Below are 24,285 nucleotides of genomic sequence, written 5' to 3'. Positions count from 1 at the left end.
GAAATCATTAGTCGACAGTTTGTTGTCGAAAAGTGCCTTAAAGAGCAAAATAAAGTAAATAATATTTGTTGTAATGCAGGTTAAAGCCTATATTTGCAACGTTCAAAAACAAATTCTACGGGCATAGTTCAATGGTAGAATAGCGGTCTCCAAAACCGTTGATCAGGGTTCGAATCCTTGTGCCCGTGCAAAAGAAAATCTAAATACAAGTAAAGGAACAAATGGCAAAGGTACTTGATTTTTTTAAAGACTCTTACGTCGAAGTTACCGAGAAGGTAACTTGGCCTACATGGTCGCAGTTGCAAAACCATGCGGTCATCGTACTTGTTGCTTCAATCATTATTGCATTGGTGGTATTCGCCATGGATAAAGTTTCAAGTAACGTATTAGAGCTTTTATACGGAATTAACTCTTAATAAATTTACAGGAATATAGTATGGCAGATCAAAGTCTGAAGTGGTACGTAGTTCGTGCTGTAAGTGGTAAAGAGAAAAAAGTAAAGCAATACGTAGAGGCGGAAATCAACCGTCTAGGTATTCAGCATTTAGTAACTCAGGTATTGATCCCTATGGAGAAATACTACCAAATGCGCGACGGCAAAAAAGTAGCCAAAGAACGTAACTACTACCCTGGATATGTATTGATCGAAGCAGCTTTAGATGGAGAGATCGAACACGCGATCAAGAACGTGAATAGCGTTATTGGTTTCTTGGGAGATAAGGCAGGTAATGCGATTCCTCTTCGCCAATCGGAAGTTAACCGTATTTTAGGTAAGGTAGACGAGATGGCAGAGCAAGGCGAAACGATCAATGTTCCTTACTACGTAGGCGAAACGGTGAAAGTGAACGACGGTCCTTTCAATGGCTTTACTGGGGAGATCGAAGAAGTGCATGAAGACAAGAAGAAATTAATCGTAATGGTTAAGGTATTCGGTCGTAAAACTCCTTTGGAGTTGAACTACATGCAGGTAGAAAAAGAATAAATTGTTCCAGCATTATATGAAGGCCCTTTTGCATCGCGAAAGGGCTTTTTTTGTGCTCATCGGTATAAAAGTTTTGATTTGGGATATGGCTTTTGTTGATCTATGATTTTGTTTACAACTTACCCTAGAAAAAAACCTTTGTAAAGCAGAAAAAGACGAGCTCTAAGCTCGTCTTTTTCTGCTTTATTAGTACTATAAAGTATTTAACTTACACCAATTGCTTCAACAAACTTGTCCAACTTACGTTGTCTTGAATCAATCGCTGTAAATCAGCAATTGCTACGCGCTCTTGCTCCATACTGTCGCGGTGGCGAATGGTAACGGTATCGTCTTCCAACGTTTGGTAATCGACCGTAATACAGTATGGCGTACCAATAGCATCTTGACGGCGGTAACGTTTTCCAATTGCATCTTTCTCATCGTATTGCGTATTGAAATCCATTTTAAGCGTCGCAAGGATTTCTCGCGCTTTATCCGGTAAACCATCTTTCTTCGTCAACGGAAGTACCGCTGCTTTCACTGGAGCAATCGCCGGATGGAATTTTAATACCACACGTGAATCTTGCTTCGCTTCCGTAGAAAGATCTTCGTTTACCAACGAGTTTGCGAAAATAGTTAAGAACAGACGGTCTAAACCGATTGAAGTTTCAATCACATAAGGAACATAATTTTGGTTTACTTCCGGATCGAAATATTGCATTTTCTTCCCGGAAAATTTCTGATGTTGACTTAAGTCGAAATCCGTTCTCGAGTGGATACCTTCCACTTCTTTGAAGCCAAATGGGAAATCATATTCAATATCTACCGCCGCATTTGCGTAGTGCGCCAGTTTAGCGTGATCGTGGTAGCGGTATTTTTCGCTATCCGCGCCCAATGCCAAATGCCACTTTAAGCGTGTTTCTTTCCATTTTTGATACCATTCCATCTCCGTGCCGGGGCGAACGAAAAATTGCATCTCCATTTGCTCGAATTCGCGCATGCGGATGATAAACTGGCGAGCGATTACTTCATTACGGAACGCCTTACCAATTTGTGCGATTCCGAAAGGAATTTTCATACGTCCCGTTTTCTGTACGTTCAAGAAGTTGACGAAAATACCTTGAGCTGTTTCAGGGCGCAAGTAAACTTGTTCTGCACCATCTGCCATCGCGCCCATCTGTGTTGCAAACATCAAGTTAAACTGACGTACATCGGTCCAATTCTTAGTGCCGGAAACTGGACAAACAATGTTGTGTTCTTCGATTAAGGCTTTCAATTGCGCCAAATCGTCCGCATTTAGAGCAGCATCTAACGCTTCCTGCAATTCTGCAGCTTTATCGCTTTTACCGTCTTTTTCGTAGCGATCAATTTTTTCTTCGATCAATTGATCCGCGCGGTAACGTTTTTTAGAATCTTTGTTATCGATCATCGGATCGCTAAATCCATCGACGTGACCGGATGCTTTCCATGTATTTGGGTGCATGAAAATAGCGGCATCGATACCGACAATATTTTCGTTGAGTTGCACCATGGATTTCCACCAGTAGGTTTTCAAATTATTCTTTAACTCGGCACCTAATTGACCGTAATCGTAAACAGCGCTCAAGCCGTCGTAGATTTCGCTGGATGGAAACACAAAACCGTATTCCTTCGCATGCGAAACAATATTTTTGAAAAAATCGTCTATTTTTTTGCTCATAACAGGCAAATATAATTAATTAAGATGGGCAAATGCTTATGCTAAATTATTTGTATAAATCTCGGATTTGCCCGGATGCATTTTTGTTGTCTACTTTCTTGATAATGTGCGCGATGTTTCCTTTCTCATCGATAACAAAAGTGGTGCGTGCCGTACCCATATATTTCTTTCCATACATATTTTTCTCCACCCAAACGCCATAATCGTTGACGATTTTTTGGTCTTCATCGGCTAATAAATTAAAAGGTAATTCATGTTTGGCGATGAATTTTTGGTGCGATTGCTCGCTGTCAATACTTACACCTAAAACTTCAAAACCATCTTGTAGCAAGCTTTGGTAATTATCTCTAAAATTGCAGGCTTCTGTGGTACAACCGGGCGTATTATCTTTCGGATAAAAATATAAAATGACGCGTTTTCCTTCGAAATCCGAAAGTTGTATGGTGTCACCTTTTTGGTTTTTCGCTTTAATTGCTGGCGCTTTATCGCCTATTTCTAATGTGCTCATAATCGATATTTATCGGTTGAAATCTGCTTCGTAAACTTTCTCATTGTCTTTCCAATCCTTAACCACCAATTTGAATCGATGTTTGCCTTTGCTTAAAGATGAGGTGAAGGTGTGCCAAAGATGTTTGTTTTTCGGATCGTATTCCATCAAAACCCATTCGCCGTCGATATAGCCATCAAAAGATTGAATGCCGGAGAAATTGTCGGAAATGGTGAAATCAATTTTAGATTGCTGCGCAACATTTTTGCCCGGCGTTAGATTGCGTGGAACTATTCGCGGCGCGATGGTATCCACTGCTACATAAAAAGAACCTAGGTTGCGCGTATTTACCACGACATATCCATCCTGAAACTTTCCGCCTTCTGAGCCAGATTGCACGGATGCAATCAGCGCCTTATCTTGCAAATGTGTAGGCAAGTTGGTTGGCTTGATACGTAATTCATACGTCGTGAACAATGGCGTTAGCGGATTATGCACATGGTGAATTTCAGAATATCCGCCAGCCGGTTTCGCGCTGCTGCTGTAGATAAAATCAAGATCACTATACAAAACGCCCTTTGGAATCCGCAATTCAATATTTTCTTTGGAAAATGTATTCTCCTTATTATGTGGCATCAGTTCCCCTTTCGAAAGATTGCTTTTCGCAGCTTAGCTGGAGGAATTTTGCACTTGAAAATTGAGCTCGGAGCAATTGCCTTGTACGTCTTTAACTACATATTTTACATCGTGCACTTCGTTGTCTTTGAGTTCGATAATTCCGCCGTTGTCCAATTGGTGGAAAATCTCAATCGGATTGCCCGGATCTTTGAAGCTCTTTTGGTATTTGGCTTGCGTGCGTTTCCAATGTGGGTAATCGATGTATGAATGAATGCCACGTGACGTATTGAAGTCCAATTCTTCAAATAGCACGATTGATTTTGGTTTGCCATCTACATACAATTCGATAGAATATACACCATTGCGGAATCCTCCGGCTCGATGGCGATCGATCGCATTTAGTCCAAAGCCGAATTTTCCATTCACTTTTACGACCGCGTTGCTACTAAGTCGGTAGTTTGTTCCGCTAGCAGCGCTTGTCGCCAAGGGACGACGAAATGTGTGTTCGTTAAATAAATCATCATTTAAATCGTAGACCATCAAACCTTGAATGGTCGGAGCAAAGCGATCTGCGAATTTTAATCCAAACAATTGTGTGTTGAGCGGATGTTGCGATTTGGTGTCGCGAATTTCGAAATGCAAATGTGGTCCGCCAGACGCTCCTGTGTTACCCGAGTTGGCAATTACTTCGCCCTTTTTAAACGACAATACGCCTTTTTCTACCATCACGTCAACATCAAAGCGTTTTTGCTTGTATTGCTCGGCGCGAATGATATTCGTAAGCGCATCGCTAAATGTTTCCAGATGCAGATAAACCGATGTATAGCCATTCGGATGATCAATGTAAACCGAGTTTCCACCGCCACCAATCTGTACGCGAACGCGCGAAACCTCGCCATCAGCTACCGCATAAACCGGAAGTCCGGTGCGTTGCTGCGTGCGATAATCGTCGCCTGCATGAAAGTGCGTGGATCGCAATTCGCCGAACGTGCCCGATGCATCGGGCGTGATATTTAGCGGTGAACGAAAATAGCCGACGGGATAATCGCGTGCGGTGATGATATCTTTTTGTTGTGCAGTTAACGCCGTGCTGCTGAGAAGCAAGGTTGTTAGTAAGCAAGCTGATAGTTTTTGCATAATTTACTTGATGTTGCAGCTAAACATTTTTCGATCTGCGATAAAACCGGTAAGATGATCGCCAATTTGAATTGGACCGACGCCTTCGGGTGTTCCGGTGTAGATTAAATCGCCTTTGCGCAATGTAATTCGCGCAGAAACGTAAGCAATCAGCTGATCGAAATTAAAGATGACATCTTTCGTGTTGCCATTCTGCACCGTTTCTCCATTTTTTTGAAGCGAAAAGGAAATGTTTTGAACGTCGCCCAATTCTTCCTTCGGAATAAACGGACTGATGACGGCAGAATGGTCAAAAGCTTTTGCTAATTCCCAAGGTAAACCTTTCTCTTTTTGCTTTTGTTGAATATCACGCGCCGTGAAATCGATTCCCAAACCAATCGCATCATAATATTTATGTGCGAACTTTTCGCTGACATGCTTCCCTTCGTTACAAATCCGCAAAACCACTTCCACCTCGTAATGGATGTCTTTAGAAAATTCCGGATAGTAAAAATCTTTATCATCTCGAAGTACAGCGGTGTCGGGCTTCATGAAAATCACTGGTTCTTCCGGTACGGGATTATTTAATTCTTTTGCGTGATTGATATAATTGCGGCCGATAGCGACGATCTTCATAATGTTGAATGCTTGTTTAATGGATGTCTTTCCTACAATCTCATTGATGTAGGTAAACAAATATAACGAAATAGGTTTGCGTAAACCAATGATGGAAGTGGTATAAATGGGATATTAAAAAGATTAATTTGACGTAAATCGAAAAGTGTCGTCAAGCCAAAATAATCGGTTTAGCGCAGTTCACTTTCAATATTATTTGTAAATTGGACAAATCAATTATACAAACGCAGTATGAAGAGAAGAGAGGTCATCAAACAAATGTTTGTGATGGCGGGTGGAATATTGATTGCCAGTTCCTGCGATTTTACAGGAAAGAAGGCGTCTATAGACCTGCAAAATGTCGATTTTTCGGCAGACGACGAAGCCTTGTTAGCTCGTTTGGTCGATTTAATTATTCCTGAAAGTGATTCGCCGGGAGGCAAGTCCTTAAATCTGCATCTATTTGTCATGAAAATGGTGGATGATTGTGCTTCTCCTGAACAACAGGAAGCGTTTTTGTCGGGCTTAAAAAAATGCCATAAGCAAGCCGAGCAGGATGACGCTCAGCTTTTAGCATATCTCCAGAAGGCTTCGGAAGAGGAAGAGTTTCCGGAAATCTTGAAAGCGCGCACATTGCAGGGATACCTCAATTCCGAATATGTGATGACAAATAAATTGATCTATGAATTGGTACCCGGGCGATACGACGGTGCTGTTAAGATAAATGCGTAAATAATTTATGGCTAATTTAAATATTGACTCCGTCAAAGATAGAACGTACGATGCAATTGTAATCGGTTCAGGTATCAGCGGCGGTTGGTCGGCGAAAGAGTTGTGTGAAAAGGGATTGAAAACTTTGGTATTGGAGCGCGGCCGCGATGTAAAACACATCAAAGACTATCCGACGACCAATATGAATCCTTGGGAGTTCGAGCATCGCAACGAGATGCCCTATGCTAATCAGCAGGAAAATCCGATCGTGAGCCGTTGTTATGCGTATCACGAAGATGCAGCGCACTTTTTTGTGAAGGACAAAGAACATCCATACGTGCAAGATAAGCCATTTGATTGGATTCGCGGTTATCAAGTTGGTGGAAAATCGTTGCTTTGGGCGCGCCAAACGCAACGCTGGTCGGACTTTGATTTTGAAGGGCCAAAGCGTGATGACTTTGCAGTCGATTGGCCGATTCGGTATGCCGATTTGAAGCCTTGGTACGATTATGTGGAACGTTTTGCTGGAATCTCTGGCGATAAAGATGGTTTGCCGGAATTGCCGGATGGAGAATTTCTTCCGGGTTATCCGCTAAATGTCGTGGAGAAATACTTTAAGCAAATGGTAGCGAAAAAGTATCCGGAACGTAAAGTAATTGCAGCGCGCTGTGCACATATCTCAAAACCGGAACCCATACATATCCAGCAAGGTAGAACACAATGTCAGAATCGAACATTATGCCAGCGTGGATGTCCATTTGGCGGTTATTTCAGTTCGAATGCATCCACCTTGCCTTGGGCGGCAAAGACGGGAAACATGACGTTGCGCCCGGATGCCGTCGTACATTCTGTGCTCTATGATAAAGACAAAGGAAGAGCTGTCGGCGTACGCGTCATTGATCGAAATACCAAGGAGGAGATTGATTTCTTTGCAAAGGTAATTTTTGTCAACGCAGCGGCCATCAATACAAACCTTATTTTACTGAATTCAAAATCGGATCGCTTTCCAAATGGATTAGGAAATGATAGCGGAACGCTAGGTAAATACGTCGCTTTCCACAATTATAGCGCACGGATTTATGCTGAATACGAAGGTTTATTGGATTATAAAACCGAAGGAAGGAATCCAGCGGGTGGCGGTTACATTCCAAGATTCCGGAATCTGCATAAACAAGAAACGGATTATTTACGCGGGTATGCAGCTGGTTTCGGTGCGTGGCGATCACAACATTCCGATAGAACAGGTTGGGGCGAAGATCTGAAGAACTCCTTATTAAATCCGGAATGGGGAAATTGGGGTGTCGGGTCGCACATGATGGGTGAAACGATTCCAAAGGAGGAAAGCTACGTTTCGTTAGATAGTAAACAATCGGACGAATGGGGAATTCCGTTGTTACACATATCCGTGGATTACGATGATAACGATGCGAAGATGAAGAAGGATTACCTGGATACGATGGAGGAGATGTTTACCGAGGCGGGTTTCATCAATATTCGTCGAGCTGATGCTTCGCAAGCTCCAGGATTGGATATTCACGAAATGGGCGGTGCCCGAATGGGACACGATCCTAAAACTTCCGTCCTGAATAAGTGGAATCAAATGCACGATGTGCCAAATGTCTTCGTGACAGACGGTGCCGCAATGACTTCTACATCCACACAAAACCCTTCGCTAACCTACATGGCGTTCTCCGCCCGATCCGTTGATTATGCAATCAATGAGATGAAAAAGGGAAANTGCGTTTTTAGTCTTGCTAAAACGAAACGGCGAAATCTTTTTTTGACAAAAAAGATTTCGCCGTTTCGTTAAAGTTTTGTTAATTGCCGCTGAGAAATCAAACAATTATAAACACTACCAATCCACCTGTTATAGCCAACTATCCAGCAGATTTGTAGTAACGCAATTCAGTACAATTTTAAACTTTATGATTTATGAAGAACATCTACAAATCTGATGGCCGTCTTTGGACTGCGCTGTTAGCTGTTGCTGCGCTGAGTTTTAACACTTTGCAAGCGGTTCCATTGACGTCGACTAACCCGACTGCAGGAATCACAAAACAGCAAGAGAATGTGATGGGTCGTGTCAACGATGCCAGCACCAATGAACCTATCTCCGGTGTAACTATTACCGTGAAAGGAACGAATGTCAGTACACAAACTGATGAAAATGGACAATTTACGATTTCAGCTCGTAGCGGTCAGACTTTGGTAGCTTCCTTTTTAGGATATAGAACTACCGAGATGCGCGTAAGTGCATCTACCGTTAATTTTTCGTTGGATACCGAAGGAGAAGATATGGAAGAAGTTGTAGTTGTCGGTTATGGTACTATGCGCAAATCCGACGTAACGGGTTCTATTTCCATCGCAAAGGGTGAAAACATGATTAAGGCACAAAATTTCAGTGCCTTAGATAACTTACGCGGACAGGCAGCGGGTGTGAATGTCTATTCCAATTCGAGTCAACCTGGTGCGTATGCGAATCGTGTTGTAATTCGTGGTACAGCTTCTATCAACTCTGCTTCAAGTCCGCTGTATGTTGTCGATGGGGTAGTCATGGAAAACTTCCATTTAGTTAACCCGAATGATATCGAGCGTATGGAGGTATTAAAAGATGCTTCTTCTGCAGCTATTTACGGAGCTAGAGGTGCAAACGGTGTTATCTTGGTTACTACTAAAAGAGGTACAAAAGATGGTCGCAAAACAATCAGTTATCAAGGATCAGCAAGCGCGAGTTCTCCACAGCGTTACATGGATGTAATGAATGCGGAAGAATGGGTACAGGCATTTATGACTGGTTTAGCGAATGAAAATCAATATCAGCCAGCTAGATTCAATTGGTCGCTAGATCGTAAAGACTGGTTTAATGATCCAAACTATTTTGATGCAAATGGAAATCCGTTGTATGATACGGATTGGCAAAGAGAAGCGACTCGCACTGCGCTTTCTCAAAATCATCAATTAAACATTCAACAGGGAGATCAAAACTCATCTATGGGTGCATTTATCAACTACACGGATCAGCAAGGGGTAGTCAATAACACCTACAACAAACGTTTGAATGGAAAATTAGCGTATGATGCGAAAGTAAAGGAATGGCTGTCTACCAGTATCAATTTAACGGCCAACCATACTTTCGGGCGTTTTACACCCGAAGATGGTGGTGGTCAAGAGGCTCGCCGTACAATGATTGAGATGTTACCTTGGTTGCCGGTATACCAGCCTGACGGGCAGTATACTTTTTCTGGTTCTTCTACGATTAATGGCCGCTTAGGTTTCGAGGGAATGTCTAATCCCGTATCTATTTTAGATCTACAGGAGAGACGTCGTGCGAATACGCAGATTTTTGGTAACGCCGCTTTGACTTTCCACTTGGCAGATGGGTTGGATTTGAAAACGCAATATGGTGTAGATAAACAAAGAAGGTTGTACAATGGATATTCTTCCGTATTACTTCACAATATTTCCCGTCCAAATGGCTGGGCTCAAATCGACAACGAAGATATCTTCTATTGGCAACAAGAAACGTATTTAAGCTACAATAAGCAATTTGGAAATCACCGTATCAACGCTGTAGCTGGACTATCTTGGCAAGAGCGTACACGTAATTTTAGTTCTAATCGCACCGAAGGGTTTAGAGACGACTTTTTCAAGTGGAACAATATGGCCGCTGGAACGTTGCCGCAAGCACCGCAATCAGCTTATGACCGTTGGGGAATGAACTCTTATTTTATGCGTGCGGCCTACACGTTGAATGACAAGTATTCGGCAACAGTAACCGGACGTTACGATGGTTCTTCACGTTTTGGTTCCAACAACAAGTTCGGGTTCTTTCCATCTATGGGTTTAGCTTGGATCGCTTCGAATGAAGATTTCTTAAAAGAAGTATCTTGGTTGAATAATTTGAAGTTGCGTAGTAGTTTCGGTATCACGGGTAACTCAGAAATTACCTCTTTTCAATCTATTGCAAGAGCATTGAACAATACCCATTCTATCAATGGCACCCGCGTTCCAATCTCTTATTTGAACAATTTACGTAACGACGATCTGCGTTGGGAAAGAACCGCTACAATCGATGGAGGTTTTGAGTTAGGCTTATTCCAAAATCGCTTAAACTTTGATATTTCTTACTATAATCGTAGAACAACAGACTTATTACTAGAAGCACCATTGCCCTATGCTTCTGGATTCGGTTTCGTTACACGTAACATTGGCGCAGTAAATAACCGTGGTTTAGATATTATGATCAGTGGTTCGCCTGTACGGAACGACGACTTCCAATGGACATCGACCATCAATATGAACTACAACAAGAATGAAGTTGTTCGGTTAAGTAATAATAACGCAGATATTCAGTTAAACAACTTTGTTGGAGGGCCGAACAGCATCATTCGCGTGGGAGAAAACTTAAATAGTTTCTACGGATACCGTCGGAATGGCATCTTCACGGAAGAAGATTTTAACAATGGTCTAATCACTAGAGCACAAATTGGCCGACCAAATCGCTCAGCAAGTCAAGAAATTCTAGGTAAAGGTATTCCAGATTGGTCAGGAAGTTTTATCAACACGTTTAATTACAAGAATTTTGATATGACCGTGGATATGCAAATCGTTTATGGAGTAGAAACTTTGCAACAATTCTATCACTCTACGTACGATCGTTTTGGTATTACTAACGGTTTGAAGGAAATTTTAACCGATGCCTACAGTCCATCAAATCCAAACACGAACCAACAAGCGATCTTCCTAACAAATGGTGGTCATGCTGGACAAGATACACGGATCGATTCTTCTTGGATCGTAGACGGATCTTTCTTGCGTTTCAATTTGGTTCAAGTGGGTTATACATTCGACTCGTCTTGGGCACAACGCTTGGGTATCTCTGCGTTACGTGTATATGCTAGTGCAAATAATCCATGGGTGATTACTTCGAAAGATTTCAAAGGATATGATCCGGAGAGTACTTCAACAGGAGATGGAAACAAATTCGGTCAAAACGTAACGTTTTTCTCTTACCCGAGAGCGAAAACTTTCACTTTCGGCTTGAACTTGACGCTGTAATCAATTACTTAATAACTTAGAAAAGATGAAACTTAAATATATATTTTTCGGCCTTTGCGGATCGGTGCTATTAAACATGACCGCTTGTAAAGATTTTTTGGACGAAGTTCCGAGAACCGAAATAGACGAGTTAAATTATTACAAAACTCAAGCCCAAGCTCAAGAGAATGTAAATAGCTTGTATCGTATTGGAGCACCAATGTACTATGGGAACGCCAACGGTGCATATCAGGGACCTTACGCATCAGTTCCAGTGATGCTGACTGGTTACTTCGAAAATAGCTATGAAGGGCAGGAACAGATTAATCAGTACTCACGTTTGCTTACTAGACAACAAAACACACGTATAGTTTCTAACCGTATTAATGATATTTGGAACCCAGCATACGTAGCTATTAATCGTGCTAATGGAGCAATCAAAAATATTCCTAATATCTCCATGCCAGATGATGTGAAAGCTAGGTTAGTAGGGGAAGCGAAATTCTTTCGAGCATTTAACTATTTCTACCTTGTTAAAATGTTTGGTGCATTGCCGTTGTCAACAGAACCTTACGTTAGCTTGGATCAAGATTTTTTCCTGGCTCGTAGTCCTGTCGAAGAAGTTTATCAGTTGATCGAATCGGATTTGGTGGCTGCTGTAGAAGCATTACCTACTGGAGTATTTAACACGAGCGGACGTCGTGTAAATAAAAATGTTGCCGCGATGGCGTTGGCGAATGTTTATCTCCAGCAAGGTAAGTTTGCTCAAGCAGCAAGTGCTGTTAATACGGTCACTCAATCGGCACATAGCTTAACAACTCACACCGGTTTAGGCGCAAATAGTGCTTACAATAAGCTGCGTACTTTGGATAACTTAGATGAGACGATTTACTCCATGGAGTACGATGCGGTTATTAATCCAGGAGGCTCTTGGCCGACCTATGGATTTACCGCATCTGCTAACTCCATATTTGACAAATACACCATTTTTGAACGAGTTTATGGTCCAACTAATCGCTTTCTAAATATTTACGAAGCGGATGATTTGCGTATTCAACCAAATCAATTCTATCATTGGAGCTACACAAACCCCTTGAATGGTAGAACGTGGAGTGGCGGCGATGTTGCAGGTGTTTGGGCATTCGTGGAGGAAGATGCATTGCTAAATACAGGTAGATCCATTAAAGATCGTAATATCTATCGCTATGCCGAGGCTTTACTTATCGCTGCAGAGGCTGGTGCTAGGGCAGAAAATGCTGTGACATCAACAGTGGCTGGATATTTAGCTGAAGTAAGAGCTCGTGCGAGTACAACTGGTCAGACAGTAGCAACGATTACAGCACAATTACAAGGACTTTCTGTGGAGCAGTTTGTACAAGAAGTGTGGAAAGAGCGTTTACGTGAATTGCCATTGGAGTTCAAAATGTGGGACGATTGTTTACGTACTGGGATGTTCCCAAATATTTCAGGAACTAATCGTGGTCAAGTAACTTTCGTACCATTGGTAGGAGCAAGAAACGGTTCGGATGCCGTATTCAAAGAAACGGATTTAGTTTACCCAATTTCTATGGATGAGTTGCAACGTAATACTAATCTGACGCAAAATGCAGGTTATCAAGAAAGATAATCCCTGATTATCTTTCAGAAGGATCGAGCTACAGCGAAAGTTGTGGCTCGATTTGTTTTATGATAAAGAGAAGATGAAATCCTGTAAATTTTGAATACAAAAAAACCGAACTTGTTCTATACAAGTTCGGCTTTTTAATTATTTCCAGAAGGTAGCTGTTAAATATCTACGGTAGCGTCCATTTCGAAATCTTCGTGCATTAAATGCACAATTTCGGTTGCTTTCTCGTAGTTCGTTGATTTCTTCGAGAAGAAATCGTGTTGCGTTGTTTCTGTGCTCAAACCATTTAAAACGATAGGATTTACTTGTTTTACTTCGAAGATCGGTTCGAATGCCAAGTTCATCAACGCTTTATTGCCGTTATAGCGAACGTATTCTTTTACTTCAGCGGTCAATCCCACTACCGTGTATAATTCTTCTGTGTATTTCAACTCGTTCTCGTAAAGCTCATTCAAAAGTTTCAAGAAACGCGCTTTCACTTCTTCTTTATTTGGTAAGCGATTGAAAACTTCTTGAGCGATTAATCCTACGAAAACACCATGAATAGATTCATCTGCAATAATCTTTTTGATAATATCCGCAGAAGCTACCATTTGACCTTGACCGCAAAGCCAAAGTGGCAAAAAGAAACCGGAATAGAATAAGAAAGATTCCAACAATACAGAAGCTCCAAGCGCCATAAAAAGCTCTTCATCCGTTACGTTTTCTTTATCGATCGCGCGGTAGTACTGATCAATGGTCGAAGCTTTATACTGTAAGTATTTGTTTTCGGATACCCAACCAAATACGTCATTAATTTCGTTGGTTGTAGAAACGGTGGTGAAGATCGTGGAATACGATTTAGCATGAATCGCTTCCATCATACACATATACGAAAGCACAGCTTTATTCTGCAACGAGTTGATATGATCAATGATTTTTGGCATACCGGTATGGCTTTGTAGCGTATCCAACAAAGTCAATCCGCCCAACGCTTTCTTATAGCATTCTTTCATATCCCAGCTTAATCCTTTCCAGCTGTCGATATCTTTTGAGGGAATGTATTCGGTGTCGATCCAAAATTGCTTGATATTTTGTTCCCAAAACATCAACGCGTAATCATTATCAGGAGTATTCCAGTTTACTGCCGTATATTGTTTGCTCATGGTTTGCTTGTTAACTTAAAGAAACTGAACCGATAAACAAGCTTTTGCTCGCTCCGATTCAGTTCCCTTGGAATTGAATTGAACTATAATAAAAAGGTTATGCCGAACACGAGATACATTCCTCGATGGTCGATTTCCGCGTACGTGTATAATACAAGGATTTCAATCCTAGTTTGTGCGCGTAGATATAATATTTTGCCAAATCGCGCGTGCTATCTTTTGAATTGGTATGCAAGATCGTAGAAACACCTTGGTCGATATGACGTTGAATCACCGAAATCATTTTCAATACTTTCATCTGATCCATATCGTATGCCGATTTGAAATAGAAGTAGTTATCGTTCGTCAAATATGGCATTGGGTAATACGTTGTGCTATCTCCGTATTCACGTACTTCGATAATGTCAACAATCGGCATCACGGATGCAGTCGCATTCATAATGTATGATGTTGATTGATTTGGTGCAATGGCCAAACGATACGCGTGATAGATTCCGTGCTCTTTCACCTGCGCTTTTAAGTTCTCCCAATCTTCGATCGTCGGTACATGAACACCTTCGAACAATTCTTTTACTTTATCCGTTTTCGGTAAATAATCGCGGTTCAAATATTTGTCGAAGTAAGTGCCATCTGCATAAGCCGATTTTTCGAAACCAACGAAAGTACGGCTACGTTCTTTTGCGATTTCCATAGAAGCTTCCAGCGAGTAGTAGTTCATCATCATGAAGAACGTGTTCGCGAAATCCAATGCTTCAGTGGATTCGTACATGATGAAGCTTTTTGCTAAGAATCCGTGCAAGTTCATCGCGCCCAAACCTACGGAATGCAATTCGCGGTTAGCTTTGGCGATCGTTGGAACCATTTCGATATCCGTAACATCGGTTACCACAGTCAACGCACGCGTCGCAGTTTTCACGGCTTCTTTAATGCGTTTGTTGTCCATAACCGTAGCCACGTTCAATGAGCCTAAGTTACAAGAGATTCCGTAACGGATTTTATCTTCTTTGCCGTAAATATTGATGTCTGAAACTTCAGAAACCTGCATAATCTCCGTACAAAGGTTGGAGAATTTTACGTTACCAACGCCTTTCAAAGCATGCTCATTATTCGCGTTTTCTTTGAAAAAGATATAAGGATAACCGGATTCTTTCTGCGTTTGCGCAATTTTAACCAGTAGGTGACGCGCGTTGATTTTCTTCTTCTTGATGTTTGGATTAGTAATCAACTCGTCGTACATCTCATCCATATCCATCTCGTCCAAATACTTGCCGTATTCTTGCATGACGGTATGCGGATAGATCAAATAGCACGCTTCGTCTTTTTCCGCCAATTCCATAAATTTATCGGGAACGATAATACCGATTGATAAGGATTTGATACGAACTTTTTCATCCGCATTAATCTTTTTACAATCCAAGAATTCTTCGATATCGGAATGGAAGATGTTTAAGTAGACTGCTCCAGCTCCCGGGCGCTGACCCAGTTGGTTGGCGTAAGAGAACGTATCTTCCATAATTTTCATGATCGGCAACACACCTCCAGCACGTCCGTCAACACCTTTAATGGCTTCGCCACGTGCGCGGATTTTAGAAATGTTGAAGGAAACACCACCACCGATGGAAGATAACTTCATGGCAGAGTCGATAGCGTATCCGATACCATTTAGGTTGTCGCCAACCTCGTCCAAGAAACAGGAAACCAATTCTCCGGAACGCTTTTTACCAGCGTTCAAGAACGTAGGTGTCGCGGGCTGATATTCTTGGCTGATCATGATTTCAGCGTATTCGATGGCTTTCTGTACGCCTTCTTCGCGGGCTAAAAACAAGGATACGGCGAGAACGCGGTCTTCGTAGCGTTCCAAGAACTTCTCGCCCGAATCGTCGCGCAACGCATAGCTTTGGAAAAATTTGAAAGCAGCCATAAACGACTGAAAGCGAAATTTTTTCGCGTATACATAATCGTAAACTTCTTGAATTTCTTCAAAAGAAAACCATTGATAGAAGTCAATGTAATAGTTGTTCTCAATCAGATAATCAATTTTTTCTTTCAAGTTGTAAAAGAAGACCGTGTTTTTGTTTACATACTCCAAAAAGTATGCTCTTACCGCTTCTTTATCTTTATGTAAGCTAAACTCGTCATCATGTTTAATCATGATTTCGTTGTTAAGCAATATCCAGTTTTTCGCTACGTCGTTTGCTATCATAATATTGATTTTTTATAATGTCAATAAACTCATTAATATCTACCAAGGTCCCCGAAAGTTCGAACTTTAAACCTACGGGTAGATCGAAGTTTTCAGCGAGTTTATCAGCCGCAACGGCAAAATTTCTGCCCCAGTTGCGGTTACCACTTGAACTGACCGAATGGATCAGGTGGTTGTATTTTTCTGTGAAAGCAAGTGTCTTTTCGGGCACTTTGCCAAAATTGATGGTGTACGTGACGAGATGACCAACTTCAGTTGGCACAGTATCTTCCTGTATACGAGTGGCTTTCCAGCCTGTGATTTGGATGACTTTGTTGATAAAGCGATCAACATTGCCTGTTTTTGAATCGTAGTAGATATGCATCTTCTGTCCGTGGTTTGATGTGATCGATCCGGTTTATAACGCTATTTGATCCAATTCTTCCGGTTTAAAACCAATCACACGGTGTTTAATTTCTTCTTCCTCCAATACTAGCACGGTTGGTACAGTGCGCACTTTAAATTTTACGGCCAATTCCGGCTCATCGAAAGGATTGATTGTTTCGTAAGAAACGCCTTTGCTATCTAAGTAGGAAGACACCTGTGCGCATGGAGCACAGTCATTTTTTTCGAATTTAATGATTCTAGCCATGTTTATATAAATCTTTTGGAGGTTAACTTGAAGTCGACTCGGAAAGTCAACCCACGTTTGCCATAAATAAATATTTCAATTGATTCGAGGCAGTGATCGCCTCTATTATCTTTAACAAAGATCATATAATTTAGCGCCTGTAGTTAGTTGGATTTTTCCACATCGTTTCGCGCAATACTCGCTGATGCTCGTTCTTGAAACCTGTTATTTGGTAATTTACTGTTATACAGTGGTTAAAGTATGTGGATAACTTTAAATAGGTTATATATTTTCGCTATTTATTTACCAAAATTATCATTTTTCCTGACAAAAAAATGGCATTATTTCTAAAACAAAAACCACATTTTAATTAATCGTCAAAATAGATGGGTAGATAACGTGCATTTAACGATAAAGCGCCTGTCGATTGATCGAACAGGCGCTTCCATTACCTATGTTTCATCTGTTTTTTTAATAACCCGGATTCTGAATGAGATTCGTATTGCCAAGTTGGTTAAGAGGAATAGGGAACAATAGTGCACGCGGATCAGAGGCGGGTTTTTCCTGCCAAGCATTCAAGTATTTTCCAAAGCGGATTAGATCGGTACGGCGGTGAGATTCCCAAAAGAATTCGCGAGCAAGTTCATCCAATAGTACATCTTCCGTTAGTGTCGTAAGCGCCGAAGCTTTACGAGCAGTTCGCACCTCATTGACCAACGGTAAAGCGGTTGTAGCTTGTCCCATGCGCAAAAGTGCCTCTGCTTTCATTAACAATACGTCAGAATAACGATAAAATACCCAATCGTTTTCAGCATGTCCTGCGCCCAAATTTGCATAATCTGGAACATATTTTATTACACGAATTCCCGTGATTTCTAAATTGCTTCCGCGCTCAATAATGCTAACCTCACGCGTAAAACTCAGTGGGTTCCCCCGACGATCTTGAAGGGCTGCACCATCCTTGTTTACTTGTTGTCCAGCCAAAAAGCCCATTCGCAAACCTGAAACTTCCGTAACACCGCGGTAAGTAGAGTTTCTACGTTGGTCGCCTTCTTCGAATTTATCATACAAATCAGATAGCGTAGCAAAGCCGTTCCAACCGCTCGGGTTCATATTATAGTGCGTGGTTGTTCTGAGAAGCGAATATATATCCCCGGAATTGCTACCCCCTGTATTTGCCCCGACGAATATAGCTTCTGGCGAGGTGTGGTTGTTTAAAGCAAAGTTGTCAAAATAGTTGTTGGCCAAGGAATGATTCCCAATAATTTGATCGGCCAGCTCAACTACTTTCTGCATATCAGCATTGTCGAACGCTGGCGTTGCGCGATTTAAGAAAGCACCTTTATTAAGGTAAACTTTCATGAGAAGCATACGTGCAGCATCTTGATTAGCTACTTGCGGATTTCCAGTAGGTAGCGTCGGCATAATTTCATTCAATTCACTAATCAGGTATTCGATCTGCTCTTCTGCTTGACGAACGCGCGGCATTTGCAAGATGTCTTCTCCTGGATCGCGATAAGGCACTTGTCCCCAACCGTCCAAAATGGAAAACTGAGAAAACGCACGAATAAAACGGGCTTCCGAAGATTGCGTAGCGTTCGGGTTATAGCGAAGGAGGTCGGTGGCAGCATAACTCACGGCATTTAGATTGCGGAATACATCGTGGATACGCACGTGGTCGGCTTGCCATTGATGCAAATACAGCGCGCGCCAAGCTCCATTATCGTCCCAGTCACCACCACGCGTTGGTGGAATGGTTTCGTCGCTGGTTGTTTGTTGCAACGCCCACCAACCGCCGTTACCTTGGTATGGGCTTCGCATGGAGATGTATGCTCCTTGAAGAAGTGCCGTTGCATTGACTGCTCCAGGTTCGTTATCTGAAATTTGCCCGTTAAGCGATTCGTCCAGCTTCGTACAGCCGGTAAACGCGACGCATCCAGCTAATAATATCGTATATAATTGTTTTTTCATTGTTGTTTCCGTTAAAGTGAGAAGTTGACGCCTAAGTTGAATGTTCTTAGTGGCGGATAACCGATGTAATCGATGCCTGCAGAACCTGTGTTTCCAACCCCTTTTGCAGTATTCACTTCCGGATCAAACCCGCTATATTTCGTGAATAATAATAGATTAGTTCCATTGAAGAAAATGTTCAGGTTTTTTAGAGAAGCACCGATGTCTCCAACGCGATAACCGATTGTCGCATTGGCTAATTTCAAATAGCTGCCATTTTCAATGAAGCGCGACGAAGGCGACGCAGAATTTGTCAATGATTCTTGAATAGGAGAGTCTAGCAACCCTGCAGCAATATTTCTGAAACCGCCCAAGTTTGTGATTGGCAAAACCGTATTCGCGGTGTTGTTGTAAATATCTTGTCCCAACATACCATTGAAATTCGCCGAGAATGTGAATCTCTTATAAGCTACATCCGTGCTTAAACCAACGATTGCGCTTGGGTTTGGATTACCCATGTACAACATCGAAAATCCGTCATCGGTGTAAGTAGAAAATCCCTCCGCATTGAGTCCTAGGTATTCTCTAGTCATCATAGCGAACATAGGATATCCGGCTTGGATTACCTGCACGGTAGCTCCCGAAACACCTTGTCCACTTAACGCTCCAGTAAGAACCACGTTGTTCATGTTGCTCACTTCATTCTTCAATAAAGTCAAGTTACCGCCGATGTTCCAAGTCAAATTCTCTTTTTGGATGATATTACCTAGTAGTGCTAACTCGACCCCGCGGTTGCGAACGCGCCCATCCAAATTGCTCCAAATGATCGGCGCATCCGGTGCATTCGGATAGAGCGGAATGGTTGGGTAAAGTAGGTCTGTTGTTTTCTTGTCGAATACATCGATGGTACCACTTAGTCTGCCTCCAAAGAAACCAAAGTCCAAACCAATGTTTAGCTGCTCATCGCTCTGCCAGCGTAAATCCAAGTTTCTATTGTTAATCGGTCTGATCGCATTGTCATCGATAAATCCGTAACGATTTACTGCTGCTCCAGCAGGAAATTCTTGATTCCCTGTGCGTCCCCAACCAGCACGTAAGCGCAATTCGCTCAGCCAGTTTACATCCTGCATGAAGGTTTCATTTCGAATGTTCCAAGCGGCAGAGAACGACGGGAAATTTCCGTACTTGTTGTTTGCGCCAAATTTGGTGGAACCATCTCGACGAATTGTTGCTGTTAACAGATAGCGGCTGTCGTAATTGAAAATAGCACGGAAGAAATAGGATTGTAGTTCGGTGTTAGGATCTGCAAATGAGTTTACTCTACGATTACCACTTGACCCCGCTTGTAAGGCATCTGTGTAATCAATGTCGATATCGCCGTAATTAATACCTCTAAAGTCCATTCCACGGTACATGAAATTCATGTATTCGTAACCGACAACGGCATTTAAGTTTAATTTATCTGCGATCTCGCGATTGAATGTCAACGTGTGTGTTAATTGTGTTGTTAGCAATTCGTTATTCGCATAAGATGCTTCTCCACCCAATGCACCACCGTCTTGGTCGGCAACAATTCCAGGAATGTTGATCCAACTTTTAGTAGAAGCACGGCGGATACCCGAGCTGTAATTTACCGATCCCAATACGCGGTATTCTAACCAGTCGTTGAATTTGTAGTAAGGAGATAAGCTACCAATAACGGTGTTTACCCGAGCATGATCATTATTTGCACCGCTCATTCCCAGTGGGTTAATAACCGATGTGCCGTATTTAATATTTAATGATCCATCTTCGTTATACAACGGTTCGGTAGGATTCCAATTTAATGCTTGACCAACCAAACTGCCTTCAAATCCGGCGTCCGTTGTAATTGCGGCCAGTTGTTCATTGGTTTGCGTACCAATCAAACCCAAATCCAATCCTAATTTCTTGCTTTCCAACATGCGGAAGTTTCCGTTGACAGAAGCAGCAATTTTTTTGAAACCACTTTTGTCTAGGATACCTTGCTGATCCTGATAACCGACCGATGCACGGAATTTCGCGTCTTCCGTACCTCCAGACATCGAAACAGCATAATCTTGCAAGATGCCGTTACGCGTGATTGCTCCCAAAGCATCCACATTGTCACCGTAATCGCCGCCCGTAATTCCGTAGCTGTTCAACGCGCTGCGAAATTGATTGGCATCCAAAATATCTATCCGACGCATTAGCGATGCAACGCCAGTAGAAGCATTTACATTAACCTGCAATGGTCCTGCTTTTCCGCGTTTTGTATTAATTAAAACGACGCCATAAGCTGCACGTGCTCCATAAATCGCCGTTGCGGAAGCATCTTTCAGAATTTCCATGCTTTCGATATCCGAAGGATTTAAAAAAACCAATGGGTTTCCGCCGGGCGTGGAGCCAACTGCAGCACTCCGCGATGGACGTGGAGAACGACCGTCTAATGCAATTCCGTCCACGACATATAATGGCTGGCCAGCTCCTGTGACGGCTGAATTACCACGAATACGAACCGTAGTTTCTCCACCGGGCTGACCGCTGTTGTTAATCATTTGTACACCGGGAGCTTTACCTTGAATCAGTTGATCTGGCGCTGTAAAGGGTCCTTGGTTAAAATCCTTTTCGCTCACCTTCGTTACTGCTCCAGTTAAATCTTTGCGTTGAACGGAAGCGTAACCTACTACGGTAATTTCTCCGATATCTTCGCCATCGGAAGGTTGAAGATTAATATTTAATGGCGACATTCCTTCTCCAACGGTAATCTTCTCGCGATATGTTTCAAACCCTAAAAAAGCAACTGTTAATGTGTACGTTCCAGGTTTTACTGCGCTGAAACTGAATGTTCCTCCAGCATCTGTTCCTGCCGTTTGTTCCAGCTCAACAATAGTTAATGTAGCACCAGAAATTGGTTGGCCATCGCCTCGTACCCGGCCGTTTAGCATAGTAGTTTGTGCATAAACTATATTTCCGAATAGAAGGAAAAGTGCCATGACAGAAAACAACGCACGCATACCTTTAGCAGGTAATTTTTGTCTCATGTTTAGTTTATTTTAAGTTTATAATAAAGCCTTTAGTTAGCCCCTTCTCTTAAACAGCTACGTAAAGATGTTGTGTGCAAACTATGTAGTTTTGTGATTTTTTTATAAATGGTCGTCAAAAGTAATGAAAATAGATGGTATTTCTATTTTTTGGGCGCTAATTTTGTAATTATTGTAAGAAATTTGTTTAGCAAAATTTGCTAAAAGGTTTTTGTGGTACAGCAGAATGCCGAATGTAAATCGAAAGATAAGTGATCATGGATATCAATATATCATCTTAGCTAAAAGAAATAAATTAACGTAATGCGAGATGCTAAACTTACGCTTACCTTGCTTTTCTGATTATTTTGGAACGGATGCTGCTGAAAAACTTTGTTTTGAGTATTGGAATTCTTGTTAATTGACCAAATCGGATTCGCTTGTTTCGTTAATAATTGGGCATCACAAAAAATGTCCTCCAATTTAATGAAAGACATTTTTAAGATTTCTTGGCATAGGCAGCCTTTTAGCAATTTGCTTTGCGCGTTTACTTAATCATCCACACGTTTAGCAGAAAATGTTCCGTTCGGTTGAATCAAATAAATCTTCGTTGCTTTTTTGGTATTTTCATCCACTTCAAAACGGACAGAAAAACCGCTTAAGTCTTTGATCTTAAATGCATGATTACCTTGTGCTATTGTTTCGTAATTTTTTTGTCCCGGAACATCCATGAAAACAGTATTGTCTTTTACGGTAATTGTGATTGTCATATTACCAATCGTATATTTTCCGACATAGCTGTCAAATTCTTTAGGATCAATCTCTTTTGCTTTGGCTTGACGCGAAAATTCTACAGGTTCCGGCAGTAACATTTCTGCACTTTTTATTTCGCTATCGAACCCGGTGTGAAAAGTAATTTGTTGCTTCTCATCGTCGTCATCTTTTGCAATATCATTATTCTTTTCATATATGTTGAAGGTGTCATAATGATAATGGGTTAAATAAAAGTGCTTTTCGCCCATCTGCAATTGTAGGGAATCATTTTTTAAGCTGATTTCGAAATGGCTGTAAGCAGGATGGGAATATTGGCCTGTGTAATCACTCAGAACATGAGAAGGTTTGGTGTTTTTCACTCGTACGAAATCTTCTGACGGAAATTCATCATCCGATTTTTTTTCCTTTTTAGTTCCGCGCGTATTCCAATTATAGAAAGGTAACTCCAAAACTTGATCGGCAATCAGATTTCGAACGATATTCGGTGCTTCGGAAGCGTTTTGGTTCGTCAAAACTACAATTCCGATGGAATCTTTCGGAAAAAATCCTACAGAAGAAGAAAAGCCATCGATATTTCCACCATGTTCTACATGAAAATGGTTGCGGTAAGTACCCATCATCCATCCTAATCCATAATTTGATATGTGTCCATTCGGTTGACCCTCTTGAGGCGGACGACTATTCATGATCATTTGAGCACTGATTGCATCTAGAACGTATTTTGCCGGCAGAATTTGTTGATTATTATATTTCCCATTGTTGAGCCAAATTTTTAGCCAATTGGCCATTTCTTTAGCGCTACTATTGATGCTTCCAGCTGGTCCCATACCATTGATATTGTAGTAGGGCAGTAGTATGTTATTTCCGTCTTTATCCGTTGTATAACCCAGCGAAGCGGCTTTACTTTCTTTCAACGAAGCTATGCTCAAGTTGCTTGACGACATATTTAAAGGTTTGAAGAAGGACGATTGAATGTTGTCCTCCCACGTTTTTCCTGTCATGCGTTCAGCAATCATGCCCTGCGCGAGGTACATAAAGTTGTTATAAAGCCATGTTGTTCGTATATCTGCCGTGGGTTTCATGTGTTTCACACGCATTAACAAACTATCTCGAGAGCTTGTGTTAAACAAATACCAAGAAAAATCATATCGGGATAATCCGGTTCGATGCGACATAAGGTCACGAACGGTCAATTGTGATTCGCGATGGTCTTGAAATTCCAAGGCTGGCAAGTGCTTTATAAGGCGATCGTCGAGCGATAAGCTGTCGCTAAATAATTTTCCTAACAAACCAGCCGTAAATGCTTTCGTAGAAGAACCAATCGCATACAAGGTTTCCGAGGTTGCTGGTGATTTTTGCTCAATATTTCGATATCCGAACCCTTTGCTATATATCACGCTGTCTTTGTGGACTACCGCAACTGAAAATCCGCCTACATGATAATCGTTTCTAACTTTTTCCAGCAAAGAATCTACAAGATGCCAATCGACAGCCTTTTTTTCTTGCGCGTTGACTGGGGAAGCGGAAAGCATGACGATCGTTAGAAAGAATAGTTTTAGTGCAAAACATCGGATTTTTGATGCCATATTCCTAGTTGTTAATGGTTTGTCAGTTTAAATTTCACGAATATAATATAAAATAAAAAAAGCAAAGCAGCTTTAACCATTGTTAATGCTGCTTTGCTAATTTTTTTCTATGCGATGATTGTTTAC

17 protein-coding genes, 1 tRNA gene and 1 pseudogene are annotated in these 24,285 nt (G+C 41.6%); 7 read left to right on the top strand and 12 right to left on the bottom strand.

Going from position 1 to position 24,285, the window contains the following annotated elements; genetic code table 11:
• The first annotated feature begins 117 nt into the window (after positions 1-117).
• The 3 genes from ACFSQ3_RS15145 (at position 118) to nusG (ending at position 982) form a co-directional block, all read left to right on the top strand.
• Positions 118-188 (top strand) — tRNA-Trp (locus tag ACFSQ3_RS15145).
• A 33-nt stretch (positions 189-221) separates the two neighbouring features.
• On the top strand, positions 222-416 hold the full coding sequence (gene secE / locus ACFSQ3_RS15140; RefSeq protein WP_380870419.1) for a preprotein translocase subunit SecE: 195 nt from the start codon (positions 222-224) through the stop codon (positions 414-416).
• 20 nt (positions 417-436) lie between these two features.
• A complete protein-coding gene (nusG, locus tag ACFSQ3_RS15135) occupies positions 437-982 on the top strand; it encodes a transcription termination/antitermination protein NusG (protein ID WP_380870418.1) in 546 nt (181 codons plus the stop codon).
• Positions 983-1,190: 208 nt separating this feature from the next.
• On the opposite strand, the gene ACFSQ3_RS15130 is transcribed toward nusG, so the two are convergent.
• The 5 genes from ACFSQ3_RS15130 to ACFSQ3_RS15110 are packed head-to-tail and all read right to left on the bottom strand — an operon-like array spanning position 1,191 to position 5,517.
• Complete coding sequence (locus tag ACFSQ3_RS15130; RefSeq protein WP_380870417.1) at positions 1,191-2,660, bottom strand: glycine--tRNA ligase; 1,470 nt, start codon at positions 2,658-2,660, stop codon at positions 1,191-1,193.
• A 46-nt stretch (positions 2,661-2,706) separates the two neighbouring features.
• Positions 2,707-3,168 (bottom strand): thioredoxin-dependent thiol peroxidase, encoded by a 462-nt coding sequence (bcp, locus tag ACFSQ3_RS15125; RefSeq protein WP_380870416.1) that lies wholly within the window; start codon positions 3,166-3,168, stop codon positions 2,707-2,709.
• A gap of 9 nt (positions 3,169-3,177) precedes the next feature.
• Positions 3,178-3,783 (bottom strand): hypothetical protein, encoded by a 606-nt coding sequence (locus tag ACFSQ3_RS15120; protein ID WP_380870415.1) that lies wholly within the window; start codon positions 3,781-3,783, stop codon positions 3,178-3,180.
• Positions 3,784-3,816: 33 nt separating this feature from the next.
• Positions 3,817-4,902 (bottom strand): M23 family metallopeptidase, encoded by a 1,086-nt coding sequence (locus tag ACFSQ3_RS15115; RefSeq protein WP_380870414.1) that lies wholly within the window; start codon positions 4,900-4,902, stop codon positions 3,817-3,819.
• Between the two features lie 3 nt (positions 4,903-4,905).
• A complete protein-coding gene (locus ACFSQ3_RS15110) occupies positions 4,906-5,517 on the bottom strand; it encodes a fumarylacetoacetate hydrolase family protein (protein ID WP_380870413.1) in 612 nt (203 codons plus the stop codon).
• A 231-nt stretch (positions 5,518-5,748) separates the two neighbouring features.
• Here ACFSQ3_RS15110 and ACFSQ3_RS15105 point away from each other — a divergent pair, with 231 nt between their 5' ends.
• The 4 genes and pseudogenes from ACFSQ3_RS15105 (at position 5,749) to ACFSQ3_RS15090 (ending at position 12,871) form a co-directional block, all read left to right on the top strand.
• A complete protein-coding gene (locus ACFSQ3_RS15105) occupies positions 5,749-6,228 on the top strand; it encodes a gluconate 2-dehydrogenase subunit 3 family protein (protein WP_380870412.1) in 480 nt (159 codons plus the stop codon).
• Positions 6,229-6,235: 7 nt separating this feature from the next.
• A pseudogene (locus ACFSQ3_RS15100) lies at positions 6,236-7,942 on the top strand (GMC oxidoreductase); the annotation flags it as partial.
• A gap of 197 nt (positions 7,943-8,139) precedes the next feature.
• Positions 8,140-11,265 carry a SusC/RagA family TonB-linked outer membrane protein gene (locus ACFSQ3_RS15095; RefSeq protein ID WP_380870410.1) on the top strand — a complete coding sequence of 1,042 codons (3,126 nt, stop codon included), beginning with the start codon at positions 8,140-8,142 and terminating at the stop codon, positions 11,263-11,265.
• 25 nt (positions 11,266-11,290) lie between these two features.
• Positions 11,291-12,871, top strand: a complete 1,581-nt coding sequence (locus tag ACFSQ3_RS15090) for a RagB/SusD family nutrient uptake outer membrane protein (RefSeq protein WP_380870409.1) — start codon at positions 11,291-11,293, stop codon at positions 12,869-12,871.
• Positions 12,872-13,029: 158 nt separating this feature from the next.
• On the opposite strand, the gene nrdF is transcribed toward ACFSQ3_RS15090, so the two are convergent.
• The 7 genes from nrdF to ACFSQ3_RS15055 all read right to left on the bottom strand — a co-directional run bounded on the left by nrdF (position 13,030) and on the right by ACFSQ3_RS15055 (position 24,159).
• Entirely contained in the window at positions 13,030-14,016 is a 987-nt protein-coding gene (nrdF, locus tag ACFSQ3_RS15085) for a class 1b ribonucleoside-diphosphate reductase subunit beta (RefSeq protein WP_380870408.1), read from the bottom strand.
• A gap of 97 nt (positions 14,017-14,113) precedes the next feature.
• Positions 14,114-16,219: a class 1b ribonucleoside-diphosphate reductase subunit alpha gene (nrdE, locus tag ACFSQ3_RS15080; protein ID WP_380870407.1), complete on the bottom strand. Its 2,106-nt coding sequence runs from the start codon at positions 16,217-16,219 to the stop codon at positions 14,114-14,116.
• Entirely contained in the window at positions 16,179-16,583 is a 405-nt protein-coding gene (gene nrdI, locus ACFSQ3_RS15075; RefSeq protein ID WP_380870406.1) for a class Ib ribonucleoside-diphosphate reductase assembly flavoprotein NrdI, read from the bottom strand. Before nrdI ends, nrdE begins: the two co-directional genes overlap by 41 nt.
• A gap of 33 nt (positions 16,584-16,616) precedes the next feature.
• Entirely contained in the window at positions 16,617-16,850 is a 234-nt protein-coding gene (locus ACFSQ3_RS15070) for a glutaredoxin family protein (RefSeq protein ID WP_380870405.1), read from the bottom strand.
• Between the two features lie 450 nt (positions 16,851-17,300).
• Entirely contained in the window at positions 17,301-18,800 is a 1,500-nt protein-coding gene (locus ACFSQ3_RS15065; RefSeq protein WP_380870404.1) for a RagB/SusD family nutrient uptake outer membrane protein, read from the bottom strand.
• Positions 18,801-18,811: 11 nt separating this feature from the next.
• Positions 18,812-21,820 (bottom strand): SusC/RagA family TonB-linked outer membrane protein, encoded by a 3,009-nt coding sequence (locus tag ACFSQ3_RS15060; RefSeq protein WP_380870403.1) that lies wholly within the window; start codon positions 21,818-21,820, stop codon positions 18,812-18,814.
• A 530-nt stretch (positions 21,821-22,350) separates the two neighbouring features.
• Positions 22,351-24,159 (bottom strand): serine hydrolase, encoded by a 1,809-nt coding sequence (locus tag ACFSQ3_RS15055; protein ID WP_380870402.1) that lies wholly within the window; start codon positions 24,157-24,159, stop codon positions 22,351-22,353.
• Positions 24,160-24,285 lie beyond the last annotated feature (126 nt).

Origin of the sequence: Sphingobacterium corticis, from assembly GCF_042684745.1 — a bacterium.
Taxonomy (GTDB): domain Bacteria; phylum Bacteroidota; class Bacteroidia; order Sphingobacteriales; family Sphingobacteriaceae; genus Sphingobacterium; species Sphingobacterium corticis.
Note: the sequence above shows the minus strand (reverse complement) of the source record. Positions and strands in the feature narration are given on the sequence as shown.